Source organism: Paraburkholderia pallida, assembly GCF_004524855.1.
Lineage (GTDB): Bacteria > Pseudomonadota > Gammaproteobacteria > Burkholderiales > Burkholderiaceae > Paraburkholderia > Paraburkholderia oxyphila.
Window position 1 is genome coordinate 229,874 of sequence record NZ_CP038150.1, and the last position, 24,272, is coordinate 254,145.

Genomic DNA, 24,272 nt, shown 5'->3' on the forward strand with positions numbered 1-24,272 from the left:
AAGCAAACATGCGAGGCGTCATCCGTGTTGGCGATTCGACATCGCACGGGGGCAAGGTGACAACCGGACGGGAGAACTCGACCGTCATGGGTCGCGAGGTCGCCTGCGTCGGGGATGAGTGCACATGTCCGATAGACGGGCACGATCACTGCGTGATCATCGAAGGCGACAAAAACGTCCAGATCGAAGGCCGCGCGGTTGCCTTCGATGGCCATAAAACCTCGTGCGGCGCAACGCTGATTTCCAGCGTGGCGTCATCTGGCCTGGCCTGACGGGGACCGTACCTCCAGGCCACTGCCACCCGAACCGCAGGCAAAGGCATTTGCATCAGCCTGATAAAAAAGTAGTCATCCTTATCAATCCAGAGCTACGATGGACGATCTGATTTCATCCTACGAGCGGGAACTCGGCCAGCTACGCGCTTCGCTTGCCGAATTTGCCGAGCGGTATCCCAAGGTCGCCGCGCGCTTGTCGATCTCCGGCCAGCGCTCGGAAGATCCACAGGTCGAGCGGATGATCGAGGCCGCAGCACTGCTCAACGCGCGCATCACCGCGCGTCTCGAAGACGACGTCCCCGAATTCACGAAGCCGTTGCTCGAAGTGGCCTACCCTGAATATCTGCGTCCGTTTCCATCTTGCACGATTGCTTGTTTCGAAAGCAGCGAGAAGATCGAGCAGTTGACGAAACCGGCGGTCATCGAGCGACGCGCCAAACTGGTGATCCCGATCGAGACCGACTCCGAGACCGAGGCCAAGACCAGGACCGAGGCCAAAACCGTGGCCGAGAACGAGACCAACGCCGACGACGCCACGAAGGGATATCACTTCGAGACCGCGTACGAAGTCACGCTCGCGCCGCTGCGGGTCGCGGACGCCGGGTATCGCCTCCCGTCAGCCGCGCCATCCAGCGTGCGCTTGCCCGAGGGAACAACCGGCATCATCTCGATGACCTTTGCCGCGTCGATCGCCGGCACCGACCTGCGGCGCGTTGCACCGGACACGCTGCGTGTTTTCGTGGACGGCGACCAACCGGTCGTTGCCGCTGCCATCGACGCGTTGCTGCAACGCGCGCCCGGCGCGTTTGTCGAGGTCGAAGCAAGCGGGCGATGGACAGCGCTGCCGCAGGTGCCGGTCAGCCTCGCCGGCTTCGATGACAAAGACGCGCTGATCGAGCGTGCCGGCCGGCGGCGTTCGCCGTTCCGCCTTCTGCTCGAGTATTTCGCGTTTCCGCAGAAGTTCGACTTCATCGACATCGATTTCGCGGCCCTGCTGCGCGGCGCCGGCCCGCGCAGCCGCGTCAGCCTGCATGTCCCCGTGTGCGGTCTGCACCCGGACTCGTTAGCCGCACGCTCGCTGGGCGCACTGAGAACCACCAGTTTTCGCCTGTCGTGCACGCCGGCCATCAACCTCTTTCCGTGCCCGTCCGATATGGTTTCGATCAAGGACAGCACAACGCTGGTCTATCCACTCGTGCCGGCCCGGTTGTCGCTAGAGCGAACCGCGGTCTGGACCGTGGATGCCGTTCGAGCGCAAGTGCAGGGCACGAATGGCAAGTCGACTGTGACGGTTCCGGGGTTCGAGTCGCTGGGCCACTCCGCGGGCACACATCGGCCGGGCAAGCGTGAACCGTTTTTCTGGAGGGTGGAGCGTGACGAACGCCTGCCGGACTTCCTTGCAGGGCAAGACGCGCTGCTGTCGTTCGTTGGCCTCGACGGCCGCCTCATCGAGCCTGAGGGCATCGAACAGATCGATGTGGATCTGCGCTGCACAAACCGCAATCTGCCAGCGGAGATCAACCCGGGCAAGCCCGAGGGCGACTTTCGCAAGGCCGGCTATGACTCGGAAAACCGCATTGTCATGCTCAGAAAGCCCACGGCCAGCCTGCCCCGGCCGGAAAAGCCGGGCCGCTACTGGAACCTCGTCACCATGCTTTCCCCCAGCACGTTCAGCCTGAACCAGGCCGGCTTGCCGGCACTGAAAGAGCTGCTCTCGGGCCACGTTCCCCAGGTATCGCAGCCCGCGGCCAGGCATATCGATGCGATCGTCGGGCTCGCGAGCGAAACCGCCATGGAGTGGATCGTCGAAGAGCCGCTTTCACGTCTCGAACGCGGGCTGCGCGTTCGCCTGAGCATCGACGACTCCGTACTCTCCGGTTACGCGCTCAGCACCTTCGCGCGCGTGCTTGAAAGCGTGTTCGTCCGGTATGCGCCCGAAAACAGCTTCGCGCAGCTCGTGCTGGTTTCGGCACACAACGGCTCGGAGCTGGCGCGTGGCCAGCTGCTGCGCGGCACGTCGGCGCTGGTCTGAGCGCAGCGCCTGATCCACCACCTTGGTCGACGGGCGCGGTGAGCGGCAGCGCCGCTCACCATGGCCGCGTGCACCGCGGTGCTATTTCCTTTCTGGCGTGAGCCTTTACGCGCAGAACGTCTTCGCGGTTTCCTCGGCGGCGTGCCGCAGGTCGGGCACGAACGCGAGCAGATCGTCGAGCGTGACGCGCCCGACCGGCGCCTGAACGGCAATGGCCGCGCAGGCCCGGTTGCGCTCGAGCATCACCGGTACGGCAATCGCGATCAAGCCCTGCAGGTGCTCCTGATTGTTGATCGCGAGCTGGCGGCGGCGCGTGGCCGCGAGTTCCTTGCGCAGCGCGTCGCGGTCGGTGATCGTGCGTTCCGAATGGGCGCGCAGCGGCAGCGTCTCGATCATGCGCTCGCGGCGCTCCTTGGGCAAAAAACTCAATAGCAGCTTGCCGCTCGCGGAGCAGTGCAGCGGCACGTGCGAGCCCGGCTGCAGATGCATGCGCAGCGGCCATTCGGTCTCCACGCGGTCCACATAGACCACGTCGTTGCCGGCGAGCATCGTGAGGTTGCAGGTCTCGCCGATCTTCCCGACAAGCTCTTCGAGCAGCACATGGCGCGCCGCCGCCGGCCCGGCGTGCATCAGCACGTTCACGGCCATCATGCGCACGCGCGCGGAGCACTCGTAGAGCTTGTCGTTCGCGCCGCGCGTGACGAGCCAGGCGTCGGTGAGCTGCGCGAGGATCCGGTGCACGGTCTGCTTGGGCAGATCGAGGGCATGCACGAGATCCATCATCGATAAAGGCTGGCCCGCCTGGGCGAGCGTTTCCAGCACGCGGAACGCGCGCACCGCTGCGGCATTCGATTGATTCGAGGTCGACACGCGAGCTCCCATCCCATGCAAATCGGCAGGCGCCACGTCTGCGCCGAATGCTCTGCAGTACTGCGTGCCGCTATTGTGCATCGCGCGGCGCATTTTTCGGGACTATGGAAAGTCCCGAAATCTGCATTTTCCGCTGCGCCGCTGGCGCGAGTGGGCGTTTGCACGGGAAACGGGACTCGCAGCCGCGCGCCGATGAATAGATTGGCACTACAGCCAACGTTTCGTTTCGGGAGTGCAGCCGATGAATGTCAGGGACACCCATGCCGCCGCCGGAGCACGCGAATCCGCAGCGCCCGGGGCGCAGGCCGAGGCAGAAGCCGCGGCCCGGATAGCGCGCCAGATCGCAGGCGCGCGCGCCGCGCAGCAGGCCTTCGAGTTCGCCGGACAGGAGACGCTCGACACCGCGGCGGCGGCGGCCGCGTGGGCGATCATGGAGCCCTCGCGCAACCGCCGGCTCGCCGAGCAGGCGGTGCGCGACACGGGCCTCGGCAATGCCGACGACAAATTCCGCAAGAACTACCGGAAGACATTGGGGCTCTTGCGCGACCTGCATGGCCAGAAGACCTGCGGCGTGATTGCGCGCGACGAGGCCACGGGCATCGTGGAGATCGCGCGCGCGGTCGGCGTGGTGGCGGCCATCACGCCTTCCACCAATCCGGCCGCCACGCCGGCCAACAAGATCGTCAACGCGCTCAAATGCGGCAATGCAGTGATCGTCGCGCCCTCACCGAAGGGCTATGACGCGTGCGCGCTCTTGATTGAGTTCATTCACGCGCAGTTCGCGAAGGCGGGGCTCGATCCGGCGCTCGTGCAGATGCTCAGCGCGCCGGTGAGCAAGGCCGCGACGGCCGCCCTCATGCGCGAGGCCGATCTGGTGGTGGCGACGGGTTCGCAGGCGAACGTGCGCATGGCCTATGCGAGCGGCACGCCGGCTTTTGGGGTGGGGGCGGGCAACGTGGCGTCGATCGTCACGCGCACGGCGGATCTTCGCGATGCGGCGCACAAGATCGCCGCCTCGAAGACCTTTGACAACGCGACGAGCTGCTCGTCGGAGAACAGCGTCGTGATCGAGGAAGCCGTCTACGACGCCATGCTGCGCGAACTGGCCGCTTGCGGCGGCGTGCTGCTCGACGCCCAGCAGAAGGCGCAATTGCAGGCGGCGATGTGGAGCGAGGGCAAGCTCGCCGCGCGCTGCACCGCGAAATCCGCGCCGGAGATCGCGCGCACCGCGGGGCTTCACGACCTGGCCGCGCGCGAGCCCGCATTCCTGATGGTGGAGGAGACCGGTTTTGGCGCGAGCCATCCGTTCTCGGGCGAGAAGCTCGCGCCCGTGCTCACGGTCTATCGCGCCCGCGATTTCGACGCTGCCGCGGCCATCGTGCGCAGCCTCTATGCCTACATGGGCGCGGGCCACTCGGTCGGGCTGCATACGGGCGAGCCGGAGGCGGCCGTGACGCTGGGCTCGACGCTGCCGGTAGCGCGCGTGATCGTCAACCAGGCGCACTGCTTCGCGACGGGCGGCAACTTCGACAATGGCCTGCCGTTCTCGCTCTCGATGGGCTGCGGGACGTGGGGCCGCAACAACTTTTCGAGCAATCTCGGCTTTCGCCAGTATTTGAACATCACGCGCGTGGCGTATCCGATCGAGGAGCGCGTGCCCGAGCTCGATGCGCTGCTCGGCGACTATTTCCGGAGGTTCGGCCAATGAGCGCGCCCGCGACGATCCGCGCGCTGATCGAGATGCGCGCCGCGCAGTACCCGGACAAGCCCTTCCTGCTGGCGGCGCCCGATGAAAGCGCCGATGCCGCCGATAGCGCCGATATAGCCGATGAAAACCACGCCGGCGCGATGCTCACGTTCGGCGAATTGCACGCGCGTTGCCGCGCGCTCGAAGCGCGCTTTCGCGAGGCCGGCCTCAAGCCGGGCGATGTCGTTTCGGTGATGATGGGCAACGGCATCCAGACGGCCACGCTGCTGCTCGGCGCGATGTATAGCGGGCTGGTCGCGCACCCGCTGAACCTGCTGTGCCAGCCGTCCCAGCTTGCCTATATCGTCGAGCATTCGGATTCGCGCATGATCTTCGCGTGCGCACAGACCAGCGGCGCACTCGCGGCGGCCCTCGCCGCGCTGCGCGAGCCGGGCCGGCAGGGCATGAGGCGCGACGTTGCGCTCGTGCGCACCGAGCCGGACGCCGTCGGGCTGCCAGTGCTACCGGCGTTGCCTGCGCTGGAAACGGCGGCGGCAGATTGCGCGCCCGCATGGTCCGGCACAGCCCATGAGTTCGAGGATGCCCACGCACACGCACACGCACACGCACACGCACGCACCGACGCCAAAACCACCGACATCGCGCTCCTGATGTACACCTCCGGCACGACCGGCGCACCTAAGGGCGTGCTGCTGAGCCACGAGAACCTGCACGCGAATGCGCGCAACATCAGCGCCGAGCATCGTCTTGGCGCCGCAGACCGCGTGCTCGCTTCGCTGCCGCTCTACCACATCAACGGCCTCGTCGTGACCTTGCTCGCGCCGCTCTTTCACGCGGGCTCGGCCGTGCTGACGCCGCGCTTCTCGGCCCGCACGTTTTGGCGCGACGCAGCACGGTACGGCTGCACCTGGATCAACGTCGTGCCGACGATCGTCGCCTATCTGCTGAACGCCGACGATCCGCGCGGGCTCGATCTCTCGGCGCTGAAGTTCTGCCGCAGCGCTTCGGCGGCCTTGCCTGCCGACCACCATCGCGCATTCGAGGCGCGCTTCGGGATTGGCGTGATCGAGACCATGGGGATGACCGAGACCGCCGCGCCGGTATTCAGCAATCCGTATGAGGTATCGCGGCGCAGGGTCGGCAGCATCGGCTTGCCCTCGGGCAGCGAGGCGCGCGTGATCGACGGGCAGGGCCGCGAGTGCGCGCCAAACCAGTGCGGCGAGATCGTGCTGCGCGGCGAGCAGGTCATGCGCGGCTACTACAAGCGCCGCGACGACACTGCGAAGGCGTTCACCGCCGACGGCTGGCTGCGCACGGGCGACCTCGGCTATCGCGACGACGAGGGCTACTTCTACATCAACGGCCGCTCGAAGGAGCTGATCATCAAGGGCGGCGAGAACATCGCGCCGCGCGAGATCGACGAGGCGCTGCTGCGCCATCCGGGCGTGCTGGACGCGGCTGCTGTTGGCGTGCCCGACCCCGCCTACGGCCAGGAGATCGTCGCGTTCGTGGTGCCGCGCGAGGCGCACTGGCAGGGCGCGCCGGACCCCGCCGAGCTGCGCGCGCATTGCCTGCGCGAGCTGGGCCGCTACAAGACACCGAAAGAGTTCCGCTTCGTGAGCGAGCTGCCGCGCGGCCCCTCGGGCAAGGTCCAGCGGCTCAAGCTCGTGGCGCCAGCCAGCGGTTGACGCGCATCTGCACGCCGCTTGCCCCGGCTACGCAAGCGGGGCACCAAACGCAGAAGAAAACGCACAAGATAGAGACACAGCAACCATCCTGCATGGGACCAGAGTAAGCCGCTCAAGCGGCAACTCCGATCGACATGCGTTGCATGGGGCCAGCGTAAGGCGCTAAAGCGCCAACTCTGGCCGACAGGAGACACCATGAAACAGCACGCGCAGCGTATCAAGACGCGCCATATCATCCTCGCGGTCATGTGTTTGATGTACTTTATCTCTTACATAGATCGGGTAAACATCGCAGTCGCCGGGCCGTTGATTCGCCACGAAATGGGCCTCACCACGGTGCAGCTCGGCTTGGTGTTTTCGGCGTTCGCGTATCCGTACGCCGCCATGCAGATCATCGGCGGCTGGCTCTCGGACAAGTACGGCCCCAAGCTCGTGCTCACGGTGCTCTCGCTGATCTGGGGCGCCGCGACGCTCGCAACGGGCTTTGCCGGCGGCGTCACGATGCTGGTGCTGCTGCGCTTCGCGTTAGGCGTGGGCGAGGGCGGGGCGTTCCCCACCGCCACGCGTGCCTTCACGTACTGGATGCCAGTGGGCGAGCGCGGCTTCGCGCAGGGCATCACGCACAGCTTCGCGCGCCTGGGCGGCGCGATCACGCCGCCGCTCGTACTCGCGGTGGTGGTCGCGGGCGGCTGGCGCGACGCCTTTATCCTGCTCGGCGTCGCGAGCCTCGCGTGGACCGTGCTCTATCTGTGCATATTCACGAATTCGCCCGAGCAGAACCGGCGCGTCACGCCAGAGGAGACCGCCGAGATCGGCTACCGGCGCGGCGACTGCGAGCGCGCGAAGCGCATGCCCACGCCGTGGCGCAAGCTCATGCGGCGCATGTGGCTCGTCACGTTCGTCGACTTTTGCTATGGCTGGCTGCTGTGGGTCTATCTGACGTGGCTGCCTTCCTATCTGAAGGAGTCGCGCGGCTTCGACCTCAAGCAACTCGCGCTCTTCACGGCGCTGCCGCTGCTCGCGGGCGTGGTGGGCGACACGCTGGGCGGCGTGGTCTCGGACCGGCTCTTCAAATGGACGGGCCGCCTGCGCTTTGCGCGTTGCGCGGTGCTCGTCACGGGCATGGGCGGCTCGCTCGCGTTCCTGCTGCCCATGGTGTCCGCCACCAACCCGATGGTCGCGGTGATCTTTCTCTCCGCGTCGTTCTTCTTCCTCGAGATCACGAACCCGGTGCTGTGGACGCTGCCGCTCGACATCGCGGGCAAATACGCGGGCACGGCGGGCGGCATGATGAACACGGGCTTCGGCATCGCCGGCATGGTCTCGCCGGTCGTGTTCGGCTACCTGATCGGGCGCACCGGCAGCTATGATGTGCCGTTCACCATCTCGGCGGGGCTGCTCGCGCTCGGCATCGTCGCGGCGCTCTTCATCGATCCGGGCCGCACGGTCGAAGCCGACGAGGAGCGTGAGCGGCGCATGGGCACCGCGGAGGCCGGCGCCTTCGCGTTCCTCGACTCGATGCCCGCGGTGCGGCTCGAGCGGCACACCTTGCGGCGGCCGCTGCGGTGGTGGCGTTAAGGCGCCAGGGCGTTGCGGCGCGGGGGCTGCCAGAGCGTTACGCGCCGCCGTCGAGCTTGCGCAGGCGCCAGATCAGGCTCGAGGTATCGAAGCGGCTGCCGCCAAGGCGCTGAACGTCGCCGTAGAACTGGTCGATGAGCGCGGTGACCGGCAGCGCCGCGCCGTTGCGCTTGGCTTCGTCCAGACAAAAGCCGAGATCCTTGCGCATCCAGTCCACGGCGAAGCCGTAGTCGAACTTGCCCGCCATCATCGTCTGGCCGCGGTTGTCCATCTGCCAGCTCGCCGCGGCCCCTTTGCCGATCACGTCGAGCACGAGCGCCATGTCGAGGCCCGCACGCTCGCCGAAGTTGATCGCTTCTGCAAGGCCCTGAACGACGCCGGCGACAGCGATCTGATTGACCATCTTCGCAAGCTGTCCCGCGCCCGCCGCGCCGATCAGCGTGACGGCCGCCGCATAGTGGGCGAGCGTGGGCTCGGCGCGCGCGAAGCTCGCGGCGTCGCCGCCGCACATGATCGTGAGCTTGCCGTTCTGCGCGCCCGACTGGCCGCCCGAAACCGGCGCGTCGATGAAATGCAGGCCGAGCGGCGCGGCGCTCTCCGCTAGCTCGCGCGCCACGTTGGCCGAGGCGGTCGTGTGGTCGACGAACACGGTGTCGCGCGCCATGCCGGCGAAGGCGCCGTCCGGGCCGAGCGCGATGCTGCGCAGGTCGTCGTCGTTGCCGACGCACGCGAGCACCAGCTCGGCGCCCTGGGCCGCTTCGCGCGGCGTCGCGGCCGAGCGCCCGCCATATTCGGCGACCCATTGCGCGGCCTTGGCGCCGGTGCGGTTGTAGACGGTCACGTCGAGCCCGGCCTTCGCGAGATGACCGGCCATCGGATAGCCCATCACGCCGAGCCCCAGAAACGCGACGCGGCGTACCGGGTTGGGTGTGGGCGAGGTTGCGGATTGGCTCACTGTGGCTCCTTGCGGTGAAGTGTGAAGAAAGGGGCGGGCTTCATTATGTCAGCTATCGGCACGGGGAATTTGGTGGGGCTGTTGGCGCTCCCGCCCGCCGGCTCATCGGTTCGCCGTACGTTGGACTCAACGATTGCGCACATCTGGTACTAACGGCCGGTGTTTTTGTCCGCCCATACTCGATTCACAACACCATGACGTTCTCGGGTCGACCGCGAAGCATGGGGCCGCACACAGTGCGGTCGGCTAATGGAGACAACGATGCTCAGGTACCTGATCGGAATCGGCATTCCTTTTCTCGGCGTCGTCGGCATGCTGCCCTGGGTGGCGGCGCAGGACCGCTATGTCTTCGGCGTGCCCTTCATCTACGCGTGGATCTTCGCCTGGTTCCTGCTGACCTCCGCGTGTCTCTTCATCTGTTGGCGCTGCTTCGACCGGCATCGCTACGCGAACGAGGCTTGAGCCGTTCGCCGGCGCAAACCGGCCCCGACCGGCGCAAGAAACGCGGTAACCCGTTAGCCCGCTCGCCACGTTCACCGCCGCCCATCCTGATGTCGCCATTGCGGAGTGCCGTGCATGTCCACTCTCGTCTTCTTCCTCCTGATCGCGTTTTCGCTGTACCTCGCCATCCGCTCCCGGCGCGGTCACGGCAAGCAGAGCGTGCACGACTTCTTCGTCGCCTCGCGCCAGTTCGGCACCGCATTCGTGTTCTTCCTCACGGCAGGCGAGATCTACAGCATCGGCACGATGGTGGGCTTTCCGGGTGGCATCTACGCAAAAGGGCCGACCTATGGCGTCTGGTTCCTCGGCTATATCCTGCTGGCCTATCCCATCGGCTATTTCATTGGCCCGCGCATCTGGGAGGCCGGCAAGCTCCATAACGCGATCACCCAGGCGGACCTCTTCAAGGGCCACTACCGGAGCCGCGCGCTCGAGCTGATCGTCGCGGGCTCCGCCATCCTGTTCCTGATCCCCTGGGGCCAGTTGCAGTTCACGGGCCTCGTCGCGGCGCTCAAGGGCTTGGGCTGGAATGTCCAGCCGGTCTGGCTGATCGTCGTGTGTGCCGCGCTGGCCTTCACCTATGTCGCCATCTCCGGCGTGCGCGCCTCGGCGTGGATCTCCGTGCTCAAGGACACATTGATGATGCTGGCGATCGTCGTCACGGGCGTGGCCGCCGCATGGATGGCGGGCGGCACCCACGAGGTGTTCCAGGCCGCGAGCCACCAGGTCAGCAACACCATGACGGCCCCGCAGTTGCGCTTCTCCATGAGCACGATCGTGTTCCAGTCGCTCGGCTTCTACATGATGCCGTTCGGCGTGCAGGGCTTCTTCACCGCGCGCGGACCCAATACGATCCGCCGCACGCAGATCGTGATGCCGCTCTACATGGTGATGTACCCGTTCCTCGTGATAGCCGCGTACTACGCGATCAGCGCGAACCTGAAGCTTGCTTCGCCCAACGACGCGTTCTTCGCGGCGGCCGTCCATCTGCTGCCCGGCTGGCTGCTCGGCTTCGTTGCTGCTGGCGCAGCGCTCTCGGGGCTGCTCGTGCTCGCGGGCATCTGCCTGGCGATCGGGCCGATCGTCACGCGCAACCTCATGCCGAACCTGCCCGAGGCTCGCCAGAAACGCACCGCCAAGTTCGTGATCGTGGCGTACCTGATGGTGTCGATCACGACCACGCTGTTCACGCCCAACCTCATGCTCGCGCTCATCAACACGACGCTGTATGGCGTGACGCAGTTCCTGCCCGGCATGCTGATCCTGCTCGCGGGGCGCCGCGTGCGGCCCGGCGCGGTGGCGGCCGGCATCGTCTGCGGCCAGCTCCTGGCGATCGTGTGCTATGCGCTCCATATTGGCTTTGGCGGCATCAATCTCGGGCTCGTGTGCCTTGGCGTGAATGTGCTCGTGCTCTTCATGGGGCATATCCTGATGCGGCCGTCCGGGCAGCGCTATGTCATGGCCGATCCCGTTCAGCATTCTTAGGGAGCCCGCTTGCTGGACCCATGCCGCGCCAGCATTGGACTCAACGATTGTGCGCATCTGGCACTAACCGGCGGTGTTTTTGTCCGCCCATACTCGATTCATAAACAGTATGACGATCTCGGGTCGACCGCGAAGCATGGGGCCGTACCCGGTGCGCTCGATTAATGGAGACACCCATGCTCAAGTATCTGATCGGAATCGGCATCCCTTTTCTAGGCGTCGTCGGCATGCTGCCCTGGGTGGCGGCGCAGGACCGCTATGTCTTCGGCGTGCCCTTCATCTACGCGTGGATCTTCGCCTGGTTCCTGCTGACCTCCGCGTGTCTCTTCATTTGTTGGCGCTGCTTCGACCGGCACCGCTACGCGAACGAGGCTTGAGCCGCTCGCCAGCGCAAACCGGCCCCGACCGGCGCAAGAAACGCGGTAACCCGTTAGCCCGCTCGCCACGTTCCCCGCCGCCCATCCTGATGTCGCCACTGCGGAGTGCCGTGCATGTCCACTCTTGTCTTTTCCCTCCTGATCGCGTTTTCGCTGTACCTCGCCATCCGCTCCCGGCGTGGCCACGGCAAGCAGAGCGTGCACGACTTCTTCGTCGCCTCGCGCCAATTCGGCGTGGCGCTCGTGTTCTTCCTCACGGCGGGGGAGATCTACAGCATCGGCACGATGGTGGGCTTTCCGGGCGGCATTTACGCAAAAGGGCCGACCTATGGCGTCTGGTTCCTCGGCTATATCCTGCTGGCCTATCCCATTGGCTATTTCATCGGCCCGCGCATCTGGGAGGCCGGCAAACTGCATAACGCGATCACCCAGGCGGACCTCTTCAAGGGGCACTACCGCAGCCGCGCGCTCGAGCTGATCGTCGCGGGCTCATCGATCCTGTTCCTGATTCCCTGGGGCGAGTTGCAGTTCACGGGCCTCGTTGCGGCGCTCAAGGGCTTGGGCTGGCACGTCCAGCCGGTCTGGCTGATCGTCGTGTGCGCCGCGCTCGCCTTCACCTATATCGCCATTTCCGGCGTGCGCGCCTCGGCCTGGATCGCCGTGCTCAAGGACATCCTGATGCTGCTCGCGATCGTCGTCACGGGCGTGGCCGCCGCATGGATGGCGGGCGGCACCCACGAGGTGTTCCAGGCCGCGAGCCACCAGGTGAGCAACGCCATGAGCGCGCCGCAGCTGCGCTTCTCCATGAGCACGATGCTGTTCCAGTCGCTCGGCTTCTACATGATGCCGTTCGCTGCGCAAGGCTTTTTCACCGCGCGCGGGCCCAATACGATCCGCCGCACGCAGATCGCGATGCCGCTCTACATGCTGATGTACCCGTTCCTCGTGGTGGCCTCGTACTACGCGATCAGCGCGAACCTGAAGCTCGCCTCGCCCAACGACGCGTTCTTCGCGGCCGCTGTCCATCTGCTGCCCGACTGGCTGCTCGGCTTCGTGGCGGCGGGCGCCGCGCTTTCAGGGCTGCTCGTGCTGGCGGGCATCTGCCTGGCGATCGGGCCGATCGTCACGCGCAACCTCTTGCCGAACCTGCCCGAGTCGCGCCAGAAACGCACTGCCAAGTTCGTGATCGTCGCGTACCTGATGGTGTCGATCACGACCACGCTGCTCACGCCCAATCTCATGCTCTCGCTCATCAACACGACGTACTATGGCGTGACGCAGTTCCTGCCCGGCATGCTGATCCTGCTCGCGGGGCGTCGCGTGCGGCCCGGTGCGGTGGCGGCCGGCATCCTCTGCGGCCAGGGTCTCGCGATCGTGTGCTACGCGCTGCATATCGGCTTCGGCGGCATCAATCTCGGGCTCGTGTGCCTTGGCGTCAATGTGCTCGTGGTCTTCGTGGGGCATATCCTGATGCGTCCGTCCGGGCGGCGCTATGCCATGCCCGATCCCGTTCACCATTCATCGTGAGTTGAGCCTGTCAATGAATCTGCATGCATCGTCTTCGTCGCCCGTACAGACCGAACGGTCCCGACAGTCAGCCGGCGTGGCTGGCCCGGTCACGGTATTCGCGGCGCGCCGCATCCTCACGCTCAACCCGGGCCAGCCGCACGCGACGCATGTAGCCGTGCGCGACGGCCGCATTCTCGCGGTGGGCACAAGCGAAGACGCCGCGCAGTGGAAGGCGCAATTCGGTGCGTATGCACTGGACGAGACGCTGGGCGACAAAGTGCTGATGCCGGGGCTCGTGGAAGGGCACTGCCACCTGATGGAAGGCGCGGTATGGGACGCGGCCTATGTGGGTTACTACGACCGGCGCGGCCCGGACGGCACGTTGTGGCCCGGCCTGCGCTCGCTCGACGCGGTGCTCGCGCGACTGGCCGAAGCGGAGCGCGCCATGACCGACGACGGCCCGCTGCTCGCCTGGGGCTTCGATCCGATCTACTTCGGCGCGTCGCGCCTCACGACGCGCGAGCTCGACACGGTCTCGGCGAGCCGCCCGATTGCGATCCTGCATGCGAGCGTGCACTTGATGAACGTGAACAGCGCGATGCTCGCGCTGGCGGGCATCGACGAGGACACGGACATCGACGGCATCGCGCGCGACGCAGACGGCCAGCCCACGGGCGAGCTGCAGGAGTTCGCCGCGATGTTCCCGATTTATCAGGTGATAGGCGGCAAGCTCGCGATCGCGGCCAGCGAAAAGCCGCACGCGGTCTGGAATTTCGGGCGCGTGGCGCAGCTCGCGGGCGTGACGACGGCCACCGATCTCGTCAACGACCTCTCGCCCGAGGGCAACCGCACCTTGCATAGCGTGACGGCCGACCCCGACTACCCGGTGCGGATCGTGCCCGCGTTCGCGCCGCAGCGCAATCCCGCGCAGCGCGCGGCTGGCGTGCTGGAGGCCATGGCGGGCAACACCGACAAGCTGCGCTTCGGGCCCGTGAAGTTCATCGTCGACGGATCGATCCAGGGCTTCACCGCGCGCGTGCGCTGGCCCGGCTACGCGGGTGGGCAGCCCAACGGACTCTGGCTGATTCCGCCCGAGCAACTGGTCGAGGTGTTCGAGCCGTACCATTGCGCAGGGCTGCAACTGCATATCCACACCAATGGCGACGAGGCAACCGAGGTCGTGCTCGATGCGCTCGCAACCTTGCTCGCGCGCCACCCGCGCCCCGATCACCGGCACACGCTGCAGCACTGCCAGATGGCGGACGCCGCGCAGTTGCGGCGCATTCGCGCGCTCGGCCTGTGCGTGAACTTCTTCGCGAATCACGTCTACTACTGGGGCGACGCGCACTATAGCCAGACCATGGGCCCGGACCGGGCGAACCGCATGGATCCCGCGGGCTCGGCGCAGCGCATGGGCATTCCGTACGCGCTGCATTCGGATGCGCCCATCACGGCGCTGAGCCCGCTCTTCACGGCATGGTGCGCGGTGCGGCGCGAGACGGCGTCGGGGCGCGTGCTCGGCGAGGCGGAGCGCCTGAGCGTGGATGAAGCGCTGCACGCGATCACGCTGGGCGCCGCTTATACGCTGCGCCTCGATCATTTGATCGGCAGCATCGAGGTGGGCAAGTTCGCCGATTTCGCGGTGCTCGACGAAGACCCGAGCACCTGTGCGCCCGAGCGCCTGAAGGACGTGCCCGTGTGGGGCACGGTGCTCGGCGGACGTGTGCTGCGCGCGCCGAGATGAAAGCCGCCGCCGCTTCATCGCCCGTGCCTGCGCCGATCGACCTGGCCGTGGTTGGCGGCTATCTCGGGGCGGGCAAGACCACCGTGGTCAACCGCCTGCTGGAGGCGCCGCACGGCAAGCGCATCGCAGTGCTCGTGAACGATTTCGGCGCCGTGAATATCGACGCAAGGCTCGTGCGCGCGCGCAGCGACGACGTGATCGAGCTCGACAACGGCTGCATCTGCTGCACCATAGGCGGCGCGCTCGTCGACGCGCTCGGGCGTGTAGCCGCGCGCGCGGACCGGCCCGATCTGCTGCTGATCGAGGCGAGCGGCGTATCGGACCCGGCGAAGATCGCGCAGGTGGGTTTGCTCAACGGCGCGTTCCGCCTCACCGCGGTGCTCGTGATCGCCGACGCGCTCGAGCTCGTGCATACGCTCGCCGACCCGCTCGTGGGCGCGATGGCGCAGCAGCAGATCGACAGCGCGAGCGCGGTGATCGTCACCAAGCTCGACCTGATCGAGGCCGGTGCGCGCGAGCGGGCCGTCGCCGACGTGCGCGCGCTCGCGCCCACTGATATCGTCGTGGCCGCCGATCACGGGCGTGTGCCGCTCGCGCTGCTGTTCGACGCCAGCGTGGCCGAGCGGCGCGCGCTCGCCGACGCGGGGCGCTGGCAGCGCCGGGCCGTGGGGCCGCCGATGCCGGCATTCACGAGCGTGGCGATTGCCGTGCCCGAAGTGCTGGACAAGGCTCGCCTGCGCGCGTGGCTCAAGGCGCTGCCGCGTACGGTCCTGCGCGCGAAGGGGTTCGTGCGCGTTGCCGATGCGCAGGGCGATATCAGCACGCGCGTGTGCCAGGTGGCGGCGCGGCGGCTGCGCATGTCGGCGGCGACGCAAAGCGAGCAGGGGAGCGAGAGTGCGGAAAGCACAATGGTGTTCATTGGTTTTATCGATATGGAGACCGAAGCGATGTTGCGCGATGGTCTCCACGAGTGCGTCCTTCAGGCCGTGCAGGTGTGAGTGCCGAGTGGCGCCGGGTAGCCAGGCCCGGCGCGCACGGCGCACATCCGGTTCATGCGCGAATGCACGCGTTATAGACGGGTCTACCGCGCCCCACCCATTGCCACGCGCCGCGCGACCTGCCTGCGCCCCACCCAGGCGGCCGAAAGCGCACTCACCAGACCCGCGCACAGTGTATAGACACAGATCAGCCACGGATCGCCGCCATTGCGCTGCAGCAGCCATGTCGCCATGATCGGGCTGATGCCGCTCGCGAAGATCCCGGAGAACTGATACACGAACGAGATGCCGGAATACCGCACATTGGCGTCGAAAAGCTCCGCGAAGAGCGCCGCCTCGGGTCCGTACACCGACGCATACACGACGCCGAGCGGAATGATCACCGCGATCCACACAAGCAAGGGCTCACCGCCGCTGTGCTTCATGAGCCAGAAGCCGAAGAACGAGGAAAAGCCCGTGAGCAGCGAGCCCCAGAAATAGATGCGCGTGCGGCCGACACGATCCGAGAGCCGGCCGAACAACGGAATCGTGAAGATCATCACGAACGCGGCGGCCATGACGGCGAGCAGGGCGTCGGTGCGCGAGAGCTTGAGCGTCTGCGTGAGGTAGGCGATCGTGAACACGGCGAAGACGTTGAAGAACACGCCGTCGATGAAGCGCGCGCCCATGCCCGCGAGCACGTTGCCGGGGTAGCGGGTGAGCACCTCGGCAATCGGCACGCGGATTTCCGCGCCCGACTGCTTCACGCGTTCGAACTCGGGCGTTTCCATCACGCGCAGTCGGATATACATGCCGATGGCCACGAGCGCGAAGGAGAGGAAGAACGCAACGCGCCAGCCCCACGCGAGGAACTGCGCATTGCTGAGCGTGGAAGAGAGCACGGCGACGACGCCCGAGGCGAGGCACAGCCCGATCGCAAGGCCAATCTGCGGAATGCTCGCATAGAAGCCGCGCTTGCCCTCAGGCGCGTATTCGAACGCCATGAGCACGGCGCCGCCCCATTCGCCGCCGAGACCCAGGCCCTGTGCGACGCGCAGGACGAGCAGCAGCGAGGGCGCCCAGAGGCCGATCTGCGCATAGGTGGGCACCGTGCCGATCAGTACGGTGGCCACGCCCATGATGGAAAGCGTCATCACCAGCATGCTCTTGCGGCCTAGCCGGTCGCCGAAGTGGCCGAAGATCATCCCGCCGAGCGGGCGGCTCAGGAAGCCGACGGCGAAGGTGCCATAGGCGAGCATCGTCGATATGAGCGGATCGCCGCTCGGGAAATAGAGCTTGTTGAAAACGATGCCGGCGACCACGCCGTAGAGGAAGAAGTCATACCACTCGATGGTCGCGCCGATCAGGCTCGCGACGACCACGCGTCTCATCTGCCGGGCGTCGGCCCGAGGCAATGCGTTCATGGCTGTCTCCAGATTATTTGATCAGGTATCCTTTATTTCTGTTGCGTCCAGCGTATTGCGTCCAGCGTGCTCCGCGTGATTGCGCGCATCAGACGTGCGCTTCGGCGTGCTCCTTTCGCTGCGTGGCGAGCGCCGGGTGGTCCTCGAGAATCATGTCGGCGGCTTTCTCGGCGATCATGATGACGGGGGCGTTGGTATTGCCGGAGACGAGCTCCGGCATGATCGACGCGTCCACCACGCGCAGGCCGCCGAGGCCGTGCACGCGCAATCGGTCGTCGACGACGGCCAGCGCGTCGTGGCCCATCTTGCAGGTGCCCGCCGGGTGGTAGATGGACTGGCTGTAGCGGCGCGCCGCCTCCAGCAGCTCGGCGTCGGTCTGGTACTGCGCACCCGGCACGAACTCGGAGACGATGTGCGGCGCCAGCGAAGGCGCATCGGCAATGCGGCGCGCCACCCTGATGCCGCCGATCACGACGGGATGGTCGCGCTCGTCGGACAAATAGTTCGCGTGGATGGCCGGATACGCTAGCGGATCGGCCGAACGGATCTCGACACTGCCGCGGCTGTACGGCCTCAACTGGCACACCGACGCCGTGAAGGCCGAGAACGGATGCGCGCCCTTGCCGGGCTTGTCGGCGCTGAGCGGCTGCATGTGGAACTGAATGTCGGGGCGCTCGACGTCGGGGCGCGAGCGCGTGAAGATCGCCACCTGGCTTGCAGCGAGCGTGAGCGGCCCGGTGCGCCAGAGTGCGTATTGCAGCCCGATCCACGCCTTGCGCAGCGGGTGATTGACTTCGTCGTTGAGGGTGCGCTCGCGGGTGCGGAACACGAGCCGCACCTGGAGATGGTCCTGCAGGTTCTGCCCGACGCCAGCCAGTTCGTGCAGCACGGGTACGCCGGCATTGCGCAGGACTTGCGCGGGGCCCACGCCGGAATGCTGAAGAATCTGCGGCGAGCCGATCGCGCCGGAAGCGAGAATGACTTCGACGCGCGCGCGTGCCCGCTTGCGCTCGCCGTCCTGCAGGTATTCCACGCCCACCGCGCGCCGTCCTTCGAATAAAACCCGGCACGCTTGCGCGCGCGTCGCCACGATCAGGTTGCTGCGATGCCGCGCGGGCTTGAGAAAGCCCTTCGCGGTGCTCCAGCGAAAGCCCTTGTACGCCGTTTGCTGAAAATAGCCGACGCCTTCCTGGGTCGCGCCGTTGTAGTCCTGGTTGAGCGGAATGCCGATGTCCTGCGCGGCGGCGATGAAGTGATCGGCAATGGGGCGGCGCAGCCGCAGGTCGGAGACCTTGAGCGGGCCGCCGGTGCCGTGCCATTCGTTCGCGCCGCGCTCCTGGTCCTCGGACTTCCTGAAGTAGGGGAGCACGTCGGCGTAACGCCAGCCGCGGTTGCCGAGCGCGGCCCAGCGGTCGTAATCCTCGCGTTGTCCGCGCACGTAGAGCAGGCCGTTGAGCGAGCTCGATCCGCCGAGCACCTTGCCGCGCGGCCAGTCGATCTGGCGGCCGGCCACGCCTTCGTCCGGCTCGGTGCGATAGCACCAGTCGAGCGTGGGGTCGTGCATGGTCTTGAAGTAGCCAACCGGGACGTGGATCCACGGGTTGGAGTCTTCACCGCCCGCCTCGAGCAGCAGCACCGTGTTGCGAGGATCGCTGCTCAGGCGGTTGGCGAGCACGCAGCCCGCCGATCCGGCGCCGACGATCAGGTAGTCGACTTCGTATTCCATGAATCCCGTCTCCTCGAAATCCAGGCGCGGCGCGGCGTATTGGGTCGTTCCGCCTCGTGCCGCGTTTTTTGGATCAATGTCGTGGATAGGGAGACCGGCCGCAAGCGCGAATGGTGCGGGTACGCTGAAAGTGAAACGGAAAGTGCGGAAACGGAATCAGAAGTCGGTGGCGTGGCGGGCGTGTTGCACTGCCGAATGTGCGCTGAACAAGCACTGAATCGGCGCCGGGGCAGCGCCGCATGGGCACACCGGTGCGCGAATCAAAGCAACGTAGCGCTGGCTCAGCGCGCGTTCATGCCAGCGACAACCCCTGGAGCAACGGCGCGAGTCGGCTCGCCGTTTCCCGCATGCGGCCAACGGCTTCCAGCAGCTCGTTGAGCGTCGTGCGCGCAGTGGGCGCATGCACGGCGAGCGCAGCGAGCACACGCTTGCTGCCGGGCTCCTGCACCGGCACCGCGATGGCCACCATGCCGCGCACGAACTCCTCGTTGTCGATGCCGATGCCGCGCACCGCGAGCCGGTCGAGCTCGGCTGCGAGCGCCTGCGGGTCGGTGAGGGTGCGATGCGTCATCTTCGTGAGCACGAGGCGCTCGAGCAGCGTGTTGCGCTCGAGCGCCGTCATCTGCGAGAGAAAGAGCTTGCCGCTCGCGGTGCAGTGCAGCGGCACATGCATGCCCGGGCGCATTTCCATGCGCAGCGGCTCCGTCGTCTCGACGCGCTCGATATAGAGCACGCGGTCGCCATCGAGCGCCGTGAGGTTGCAGGTTTCGCCGAGCGCTTCCACGAGTGCGCGCAGCAGCACGCGGCACGAGCGTGTGAACGTGTTGTTGGCGAGCGTGGCCAGCGCGAGTTGCGCCGCGCGCGGGCCGAGCGCGATGCTGCGGTCGTTACCGCGCGAATCGGGCATGTGGACCACGTAGCCGCGCGTCTCCAGCGAGTCGATGAGCCTGAGCAGCGTCGCCTTGGGAATATGCAGCCGCGTGGACAACTGGGACAGCGTGTACGGCTGGCCCGCCGCGGCCAGTTGCTCCAGCACGACGAGCGCGCGCAGCACGCGTGCATCGTCCGTCGACGCTTCGTCGCGCGGCGCTGGGGCGGTGTCTCGCATAGGTCTCCTCCGGGTTTTCCTTAAGCCTGTTTTTTCTGCCGTTTTTTTGAATGCGCGGCGTGCGGAATAATGGAACAAATTGTTCGAGTTTTCTAGCCCATTCTGGAATTGGCAGAAAGTTCGGCGGGTGAAATACCGGATTACCCTGATAGCCCCAATGCAGAAGTGCATTGAAGCGTCGTGCTGTACCAGGCGATACCAGGCCACTGGTCCTACCTGAGCAGATTTGGTCTGCCTAGAATTTTTTCAACGTAACGCACAAGCCAAGTGAGGCGTGCGGGACCGAATCGAAGAAGAAAGCAGGTTTGCATCGGATCAGAGACAAGCATCGGATGGGAGACAGGCATGACGAAAAAGCAGTCGGCAGCAACCGCGCTTGAAGCGGCGGCGATCACCGCCAGCGACGGGGAGCAATGATCATGGGATACAGCACCATTGAGCCGACCGCCACGGGCTTTGTCGGCGGCAACACCGGCTCCACCAGGTACGACCCCACCTACGACCCGCTCGTGTCCCCCGGCCCCGGGATCGGCAAGGACTACGCGCCGACTTACTGGGTTGGCACGGCGGGCACCCCGCCCGCCGACGACGGCCCTGTCACGAAGGACATCGACGTCGATGTCGCGATCATCGGCGGCGGCTATACGGGCCTTGCCACGGCGCTGTGCCTTGCACGCGAGCACGGCATCAAGGCGGTCGTGCTCGAGGCGAACCGCACGAGCTGGGGCTGCAGCAGTCGCAACGGCGGGCAGGGGCAGAACGCCTCGGGCCGCCTGTCGCGCTCGCAGTGGATCGAGCGCTGGGGCAAGGACGTCGCGCTCAAGATGCACGACGAAATCCAGCAGGGCTTCAATCACTTCAAGGAGCTCGTTGCCGAGATCGATTGCGATCCGCAGCCGGGCGGCCACTTCCTGATCGCGCACCGGCCGCGCATCATGGCCAAGCTCGCCGCCGAGGCGAAGGTCTGGAAGGACGTGTTCGGCTATTCGTCCGAGCTGATCGACGCACGGACCTTCCGCCGCGAATTCATCGACGACCACGAAGCGTGCGGCGCGCTGCACGAGCCCGAGGGCATCGGCATCCATGCACTGAAGCTTGCGTTCGGCTACCTGCGCCTCGCGCGCGCGGCCGGTGCGAAGGTGCACACGAGCAGCCCCGTGATGGGCTGGGAAACCATCAACGGCGTGCATCACCTGCGCACGCCGGGCGGGATTGTGCGGGCGCGCGCAGTCGGCATCGCGACCGGCGCGTACACTGCGCAGACGCTGCATCCTTCGCTGCGCAGCAAGGTCATGCCGATCCTCTCGAACTCGATGGTGACGCGTGTGCTGACCGACGCGGAGATCGCCGCGTGCAACTTCCGCACGACCCAGGTGCTCACGGACACGCGCACGCTGCGCTTTTACTATCGCTTCCTGCCCGACCGGCGCCTGCAGATCGGCAGCCGCAGCGCGATCACGGGCCAGGACGCGCCGAATCCGCGCCACCTCGAGCTGCTCAAGGAAGGCATGGCGCGCAAGTTCCCGGCGCTGCGCGGCGTGCAGATCGACTACTCATGGTGGGGCTGGGTGGACGTGAGCCACGACATGATGCCGCGCGTGTGCCAGCCCGATCCGCGCCAATCCGTGTATTACGCGCTCGGTTACGGCGGCAATGGCGTATCGTATTCACAGCAGGCCGGGCGGCGTCTCGCGGAGCGCATCGCCGGCAAGGGCGCGCAACAGACGCTGCCGATCTTCACCTCGCCGCTGCCCGGCCACCCGTTCGCGCCGTTCAGGCGCATCGGTCAGCGCATGCTCTATCTGCAGTACTTCAGGCGCGACGAGAAGCCCTGAGGGCGGATTGGACCATGTGGTCTGCCATCTGGTCTGGACCATCTGGTCTGGACCAATGGTCTGAGCCGCCTGGCCATGGCTTGAGCGGTCATGGCTGGCGGCACGCACACGCGCTGCAACACGTTCGAACAACGAATCAAACAACAGCGAATAACAACCATCCGGGCAACGGGCATGCGCTGGTGCGCAGGCTTCCCCGTCACGGATGGCGCGCGTGCAGGCGCGCCCTCGCGGAGTCCCGCGAACGCGCCCGCACCCGAACAACCAGGATTTGGAATCTGGAGGTGACATGCAACCCTCGATGGACAATAGTCAGTTGAAATGCGGGCTCAAGCAGCGCCACATGACGATGATCGCGCTAGGCGGCGTGATTGGAGCGGGTCTCTTCGTTGGCAGTGGCGTCGTAATCCAGCAGACAGGGCCGGCCGCGGTGCTGTCGTTTCTCATCACCGGCGGTCTCGTGGTGCTGGTGATGCGCATGCTCGGCGAAATGGCCTGCGCCATGCCGGCAGTCGGTTCGTTCTACGAATATGCGCGGCTCGCGTTTGCGAGCTGGCGTGGACCTGGCAAGCTCGCGGGCTTTCTCACCGGGTGGATGTACTGGTATTTCTGGGTGATCGTGGTGGCCGTGGAGGCGGTGGCGGGCGCCAAGCTCGTGCAGTTCTGGATCCCCGACGTGCCCGCCTGGCTGATCAGTCTCGTGCTGCTGGTGCTACTGAGCGCGACGAACTTGATCTCGGTCGGCAGCTACGGCGAATTCGAGTTCTGGTTCTCGTCGATTAAGGTGGCGGCCATCATTGTGTTCCTGTTTCTCGGTGGCCTGTATGTGCTCGGGCTGTGGCCTGCTTCGCTGCACACGACGGCCGTGCTGCCGACGCTGCTCAGCCATGGCGGGCTCATGCCGAAGGGGATAGGGCCGGTGCTCAGTGGCGCGGTAGCGGCAACGGGCTTTTACTTCGGCGCGGAGATTGTCACGATTGCAGCGGCCGAGGCGCATGAACCCGCGAAGGCTGTCGCCAAGGCGACCAACTCGGTGATTACCCGTGTGCTCGTGTTCTATGTGGGCTCGGTGTTGCTCGTGGTTGCGCTCGTGCCGTGGAATTCGCCGCAGATGTCGACGCCTTATGTGAGCGCGCTTGAAGTGATGGGCCTGCCTGCCGCTGCCAACATCATGAACGCGATTGTGTTGACTGCGGTGCTTTCGGCGCTGAATTCGGGGCTCTATGCCGCCTCGCGCATGCTGTTTGCACTTACTCGCCATGGCGACGCGCCCAAGGCGCTCGCGAAGGTGAGCCGGCGCGGCGTGCCGGTTCGTGCGATTCTGCTTGGCACCGTGTTTGGGTATGTGTCGGTTGTCATGTCGTATGTTTCGCCGGATACCGTGTTCGCGTTTCTCGTTAATTCGTATGGCACGGTTGCTATCTTCGTTTATTTGCTGATTGCGCTTTCGCAGTTGCGGTTGAGGAAGCGTCTTGATGCGACGGCCGTTGGCGAGTTGCGTGTGAAGATGTGGTGCTTTCCGTATCTCACCTGGCTCTCGATTGGCGGTATGGTTAGTATTCTTGTGGCTATGGCGTTTATTCCGGAGCAGCGGAAGCCGCTTTGGCTTGGGGTTGTTAGCCTTGCGGTGCTGCTTGTGGCTTATGCCTGGTTCCATCGGCGTGGCCGGGGGCGCGAGGAAGAGCAGAGCTTCCTTACCTGGCCGGCTAATTCGATGGATCAGTATGCGGCTGATACCGGTGCCGGTAGCTTTCATGGGGAGTGAGGGTATCTGGCGATGCTCGGTGGTGCCAGGCGGGTTACACGGCAGCGTTATAAAGGTGGCCTTAACTTGTATTCGCGGCGGGCCGCAAGCGTTGCCCCTGTGCGGGGCGGCACCTACTTTTCTTTGCCGCGGCAAAGAAAAGTAGGCAAAAGAAAGCCGCTCACACCGCTAGTGTGACGCCGTTCACCACTGCGCTTATTATCGGAGCGGCTCCGGGGCGTCTGTCACCACTCGCCGTCACCCGGAGTGACTAAGGGCTCATCCATCCGGCGGCGCTGCGCGCGCCGTGGGGTATAACCAAAACCATTGGGATGTACACGTATTCGCAGAACTCCACGTATTCAAATGGAGGCGCTCTCGCATATCAGTAGGACTCCAGTATATTAGGTGGCTGTACTCCCGCGTATTCGCCAGGCAGCCCGCGCGGTTTTCCTTGCAGACCCTTCCGCCCGCGCGTAGCGCGTGGCGGGAAGAATGAGCCCTTTGTCACTGGGGCGGAATGTGTGAGGTGACGGATGCTCCGGAGCCGCTCCGATTGGAAGCGCAGTGGGGGACGGCGTCACACTGGCGGTGTGAGCCGCTTTCTTTTGCCTACTTTTCTTTGCGGCTGCAAAGAAAAGTAGGTGCCGCCCCGCACAGGGGCAACGCCTGCGGCCCGCCGCGAAAACAAGTTAAGGCCAACTATCGACCCTTAGCGCCACCCGACGGGTACGAG

At 65.9% G+C, this 24,272-nt stretch carries 18 protein-coding genes; 13 read left to right on the forward strand and 5 right to left on the reverse strand.

The annotated features are described in order from the left end of the window. The first annotated feature begins 8 nt into the window (after nucleotides 1-8). Both E1956_RS27725 and tssF read left to right on the forward strand, forming a co-directional pair. Nucleotides 9-272 (forward strand): PAAR domain-containing protein, encoded by a 264-nt coding sequence (locus tag E1956_RS27725; RefSeq protein ID WP_134755259.1) that lies wholly within the window; start codon nucleotides 9-11, stop codon nucleotides 270-272. 100 nt (nucleotides 273-372) lie between these two features. Then, nucleotides 373-2,307 (forward strand): type VI secretion system baseplate subunit TssF, encoded by a 1,935-nt coding sequence (tssF, locus tag E1956_RS27730; protein ID WP_134755261.1) that lies wholly within the window; start codon nucleotides 373-375, stop codon nucleotides 2,305-2,307. Nucleotides 2,308-2,412: 105 nt separating this feature from the next. On the opposite strand, the gene E1956_RS27735 is transcribed toward tssF, so the two are convergent. After that, complete coding sequence (locus E1956_RS27735; RefSeq protein WP_232072035.1) at nucleotides 2,413-3,177, reverse strand: IclR family transcriptional regulator; 765 nt, start codon at nucleotides 3,175-3,177, stop codon at nucleotides 2,413-2,415. Nucleotides 3,178-3,418: 241 nt separating this feature from the next. Between E1956_RS27735 and sauS the strand changes: the two genes are divergently transcribed. The 3 genes from sauS (at nucleotide 3,419) to E1956_RS27750 (ending at nucleotide 8,151) form a co-directional block, all read left to right on the forward strand. Continuing rightward, the gene (gene sauS / locus E1956_RS27740; protein ID WP_134755265.1) at nucleotides 3,419-4,885 is read left to right on the forward strand and encodes an acylating sulfoacetaldehyde dehydrogenase; all 1,467 of its coding nucleotides are present in this window, start codon (nucleotides 3,419-3,421) and stop codon (nucleotides 4,883-4,885) included. Then, nucleotides 4,882-6,573, forward strand: a complete 1,692-nt coding sequence (locus E1956_RS27745; RefSeq protein WP_134755267.1) for an AMP-binding protein — start codon at nucleotides 4,882-4,884, stop codon at nucleotides 6,571-6,573. The genes sauS and E1956_RS27745 overlap by 4 nt, the downstream gene beginning before the upstream one ends. A gap of 195 nt (nucleotides 6,574-6,768) precedes the next feature. After that, nucleotides 6,769-8,151: an MFS transporter gene (locus E1956_RS27750; protein ID WP_134755269.1), complete on the forward strand. Its 1,383-nt coding sequence runs from the start codon at nucleotides 6,769-6,771 to the stop codon at nucleotides 8,149-8,151. Nucleotides 8,152-8,188: 37 nt separating this feature from the next. On the opposite strand, the gene E1956_RS27755 is transcribed toward E1956_RS27750, so the two are convergent. Beyond that, entirely contained in the window at nucleotides 8,189-9,106 is a 918-nt protein-coding gene (locus E1956_RS27755) for an NAD(P)-dependent oxidoreductase (protein WP_134755271.1), read from the reverse strand. 261 nt (nucleotides 9,107-9,367) lie between these two features. On the opposite strand from E1956_RS27755, the gene E1956_RS27760 reads away from it, so the two are divergent. The 6 genes from E1956_RS27760 (at nucleotide 9,368) to E1956_RS27785 (ending at nucleotide 15,720) form a co-directional block, all read left to right on the forward strand. Further along, a complete protein-coding gene (locus tag E1956_RS27760) occupies nucleotides 9,368-9,568 on the forward strand; it encodes a DUF3311 domain-containing protein (RefSeq protein ID WP_133196499.1) in 201 nt (66 codons plus the stop codon). Between the two features lie 114 nt (nucleotides 9,569-9,682). Then, on the forward strand, nucleotides 9,683-11,092 hold the full coding sequence (locus E1956_RS27765) for a sodium:solute symporter family protein (RefSeq protein WP_134755273.1): 1,410 nt from the start codon (nucleotides 9,683-9,685) through the stop codon (nucleotides 11,090-11,092). A 176-nt stretch (nucleotides 11,093-11,268) separates the two neighbouring features. After that, the gene (locus E1956_RS27770; RefSeq protein ID WP_134755275.1) at nucleotides 11,269-11,469 is read left to right on the forward strand and encodes a DUF3311 domain-containing protein; all 201 of its coding nucleotides are present in this window, start codon (nucleotides 11,269-11,271) and stop codon (nucleotides 11,467-11,469) included. Between the two features lie 114 nt (nucleotides 11,470-11,583). Beyond that, nucleotides 11,584-12,996 carry a sodium:solute symporter family protein gene (locus E1956_RS27775; protein ID WP_134755277.1) on the forward strand — a complete coding sequence of 471 codons (1,413 nt, stop codon included), beginning with the start codon at nucleotides 11,584-11,586 and terminating at the stop codon, nucleotides 12,994-12,996. 13 nt (nucleotides 12,997-13,009) lie between these two features. Continuing rightward, nucleotides 13,010-14,722, forward strand: coding sequence for an amidohydrolase (locus E1956_RS27780; RefSeq protein WP_134755280.1), 1,713 nt, complete (start codon nucleotides 13,010-13,012; stop codon nucleotides 14,720-14,722). Next, nucleotides 14,719-15,720, forward strand: coding sequence for a CobW family GTP-binding protein (locus tag E1956_RS27785; RefSeq protein ID WP_134755282.1), 1,002 nt, complete (start codon nucleotides 14,719-14,721; stop codon nucleotides 15,718-15,720). Before E1956_RS27780 ends, E1956_RS27785 begins: the two co-directional genes overlap by 4 nt. Before the next feature lie 83 nt (nucleotides 15,721-15,803). On the opposite strand, the gene E1956_RS27790 is transcribed toward E1956_RS27785, so the two are convergent. The 3 genes from E1956_RS27790 to E1956_RS27800 all read right to left on the reverse strand — a co-directional run bounded on the left by E1956_RS27790 (nucleotide 15,804) and on the right by E1956_RS27800 (nucleotide 19,957). Further along, on the reverse strand, nucleotides 15,804-17,123 hold the full coding sequence (locus tag E1956_RS27790; RefSeq protein ID WP_197732952.1) for an MFS transporter: 1,320 nt from the start codon (nucleotides 17,121-17,123) through the stop codon (nucleotides 15,804-15,806). Between the two features lie 88 nt (nucleotides 17,124-17,211). After that, nucleotides 17,212-18,849 carry a GMC family oxidoreductase gene (locus tag E1956_RS27795; RefSeq protein WP_134755284.1) on the reverse strand — a complete coding sequence of 546 codons (1,638 nt, stop codon included), beginning with the start codon at nucleotides 18,847-18,849 and terminating at the stop codon, nucleotides 17,212-17,214. A 292-nt stretch (nucleotides 18,850-19,141) separates the two neighbouring features. Further along, the gene (locus tag E1956_RS27800) at nucleotides 19,142-19,957 is read right to left on the reverse strand and encodes an IclR family transcriptional regulator (RefSeq protein WP_134755286.1); all 816 of its coding nucleotides are present in this window, start codon (nucleotides 19,955-19,957) and stop codon (nucleotides 19,142-19,144) included. A 419-nt stretch (nucleotides 19,958-20,376) separates the two neighbouring features. Between E1956_RS27800 and E1956_RS27805 the strand changes: the two genes are divergently transcribed. Beyond that, on the forward strand, nucleotides 20,377-21,792 hold the full coding sequence (locus E1956_RS27805) for an NAD(P)/FAD-dependent oxidoreductase (protein ID WP_134755288.1): 1,416 nt from the start codon (nucleotides 20,377-20,379) through the stop codon (nucleotides 21,790-21,792). A gap of 289 nt (nucleotides 21,793-22,081) precedes the next feature. Beyond that, the gene (locus E1956_RS27810) at nucleotides 22,082-23,557 is read left to right on the forward strand and encodes an amino acid permease (RefSeq protein ID WP_232072037.1); all 1,476 of its coding nucleotides are present in this window, start codon (nucleotides 22,082-22,084) and stop codon (nucleotides 23,555-23,557) included. The last annotated feature ends 715 nt before the right edge of the window (nucleotides 23,558-24,272 follow it).

What these genes read in the sequence shown, in the direction of transcription:
- E1956_RS27725 (WP_134755259.1), top strand. Translation starts at nt 9, where the DNA reads ATGCGAGGCGTCATCCGTGTTGGCGATTCGACATCGCACGGGGGCAAG.
- E1956_RS27745 (WP_134755267.1), top strand. Translation starts at nt 4,882, where the DNA reads ATGAGCGCGCCCGCGACGATCCGCGCGCTGATCGAGATGCGCGCCGCG.
- E1956_RS27805 (WP_134755288.1), top strand. Translation starts at nt 20,377, where the DNA reads ATGGGATACAGCACCATTGAGCCGACCGCCACGGGCTTTGTCGGCGGC.
- E1956_RS27790 (WP_197732952.1), bottom strand. Translation starts at nt 17,123, where the DNA reads ATGAACGCATTGCCTCGGGCCGACGCCCGGCAGATGAGACGCGTGGTC.
- E1956_RS27810 (WP_232072037.1), top strand. Translation starts at nt 22,082, where the DNA reads ATGCAACCCTCGATGGACAATAGTCAGTTGAAATGCGGGCTCAAGCAG.
- E1956_RS27785 (WP_134755282.1), top strand. Translation starts at nt 14,719, where the DNA reads ATGAAAGCCGCCGCCGCTTCATCGCCCGTGCCTGCGCCGATCGACCTG.
- E1956_RS27770 (WP_134755275.1), top strand. Translation starts at nt 11,269, where the DNA reads ATGCTCAAGTATCTGATCGGAATCGGCATCCCTTTTCTAGGCGTCGTC.
- E1956_RS27780 (WP_134755280.1), top strand. Translation starts at nt 13,010, where the DNA reads ATGAATCTGCATGCATCGTCTTCGTCGCCCGTACAGACCGAACGGTCC.
- E1956_RS27795 (WP_134755284.1), bottom strand. Translation starts at nt 18,849, where the DNA reads ATGGAATACGAAGTCGACTACCTGATCGTCGGCGCCGGATCGGCGGGC.
- E1956_RS27760 (WP_133196499.1), top strand. Translation starts at nt 9,368, where the DNA reads ATGCTCAGGTACCTGATCGGAATCGGCATTCCTTTTCTCGGCGTCGTC.
- E1956_RS27750 (WP_134755269.1), top strand. Translation starts at nt 6,769, where the DNA reads ATGAAACAGCACGCGCAGCGTATCAAGACGCGCCATATCATCCTCGCG.
- sauS (WP_134755265.1), top strand. Translation starts at nt 3,419, where the DNA reads ATGAATGTCAGGGACACCCATGCCGCCGCCGGAGCACGCGAATCCGCA.
- E1956_RS27800 (WP_134755286.1), bottom strand. Translation starts at nt 19,957, where the DNA reads ATGCGAGACACCGCCCCAGCGCCGCGCGACGAAGCGTCGACGGACGAT.
- E1956_RS27765 (WP_134755273.1), top strand. Translation starts at nt 9,683, where the DNA reads ATGTCCACTCTCGTCTTCTTCCTCCTGATCGCGTTTTCGCTGTACCTC.
- tssF (WP_134755261.1), top strand. Translation starts at nt 373, where the DNA reads ATGGACGATCTGATTTCATCCTACGAGCGGGAACTCGGCCAGCTACGC.
- E1956_RS27775 (WP_134755277.1), top strand. Translation starts at nt 11,584, where the DNA reads ATGTCCACTCTTGTCTTTTCCCTCCTGATCGCGTTTTCGCTGTACCTC.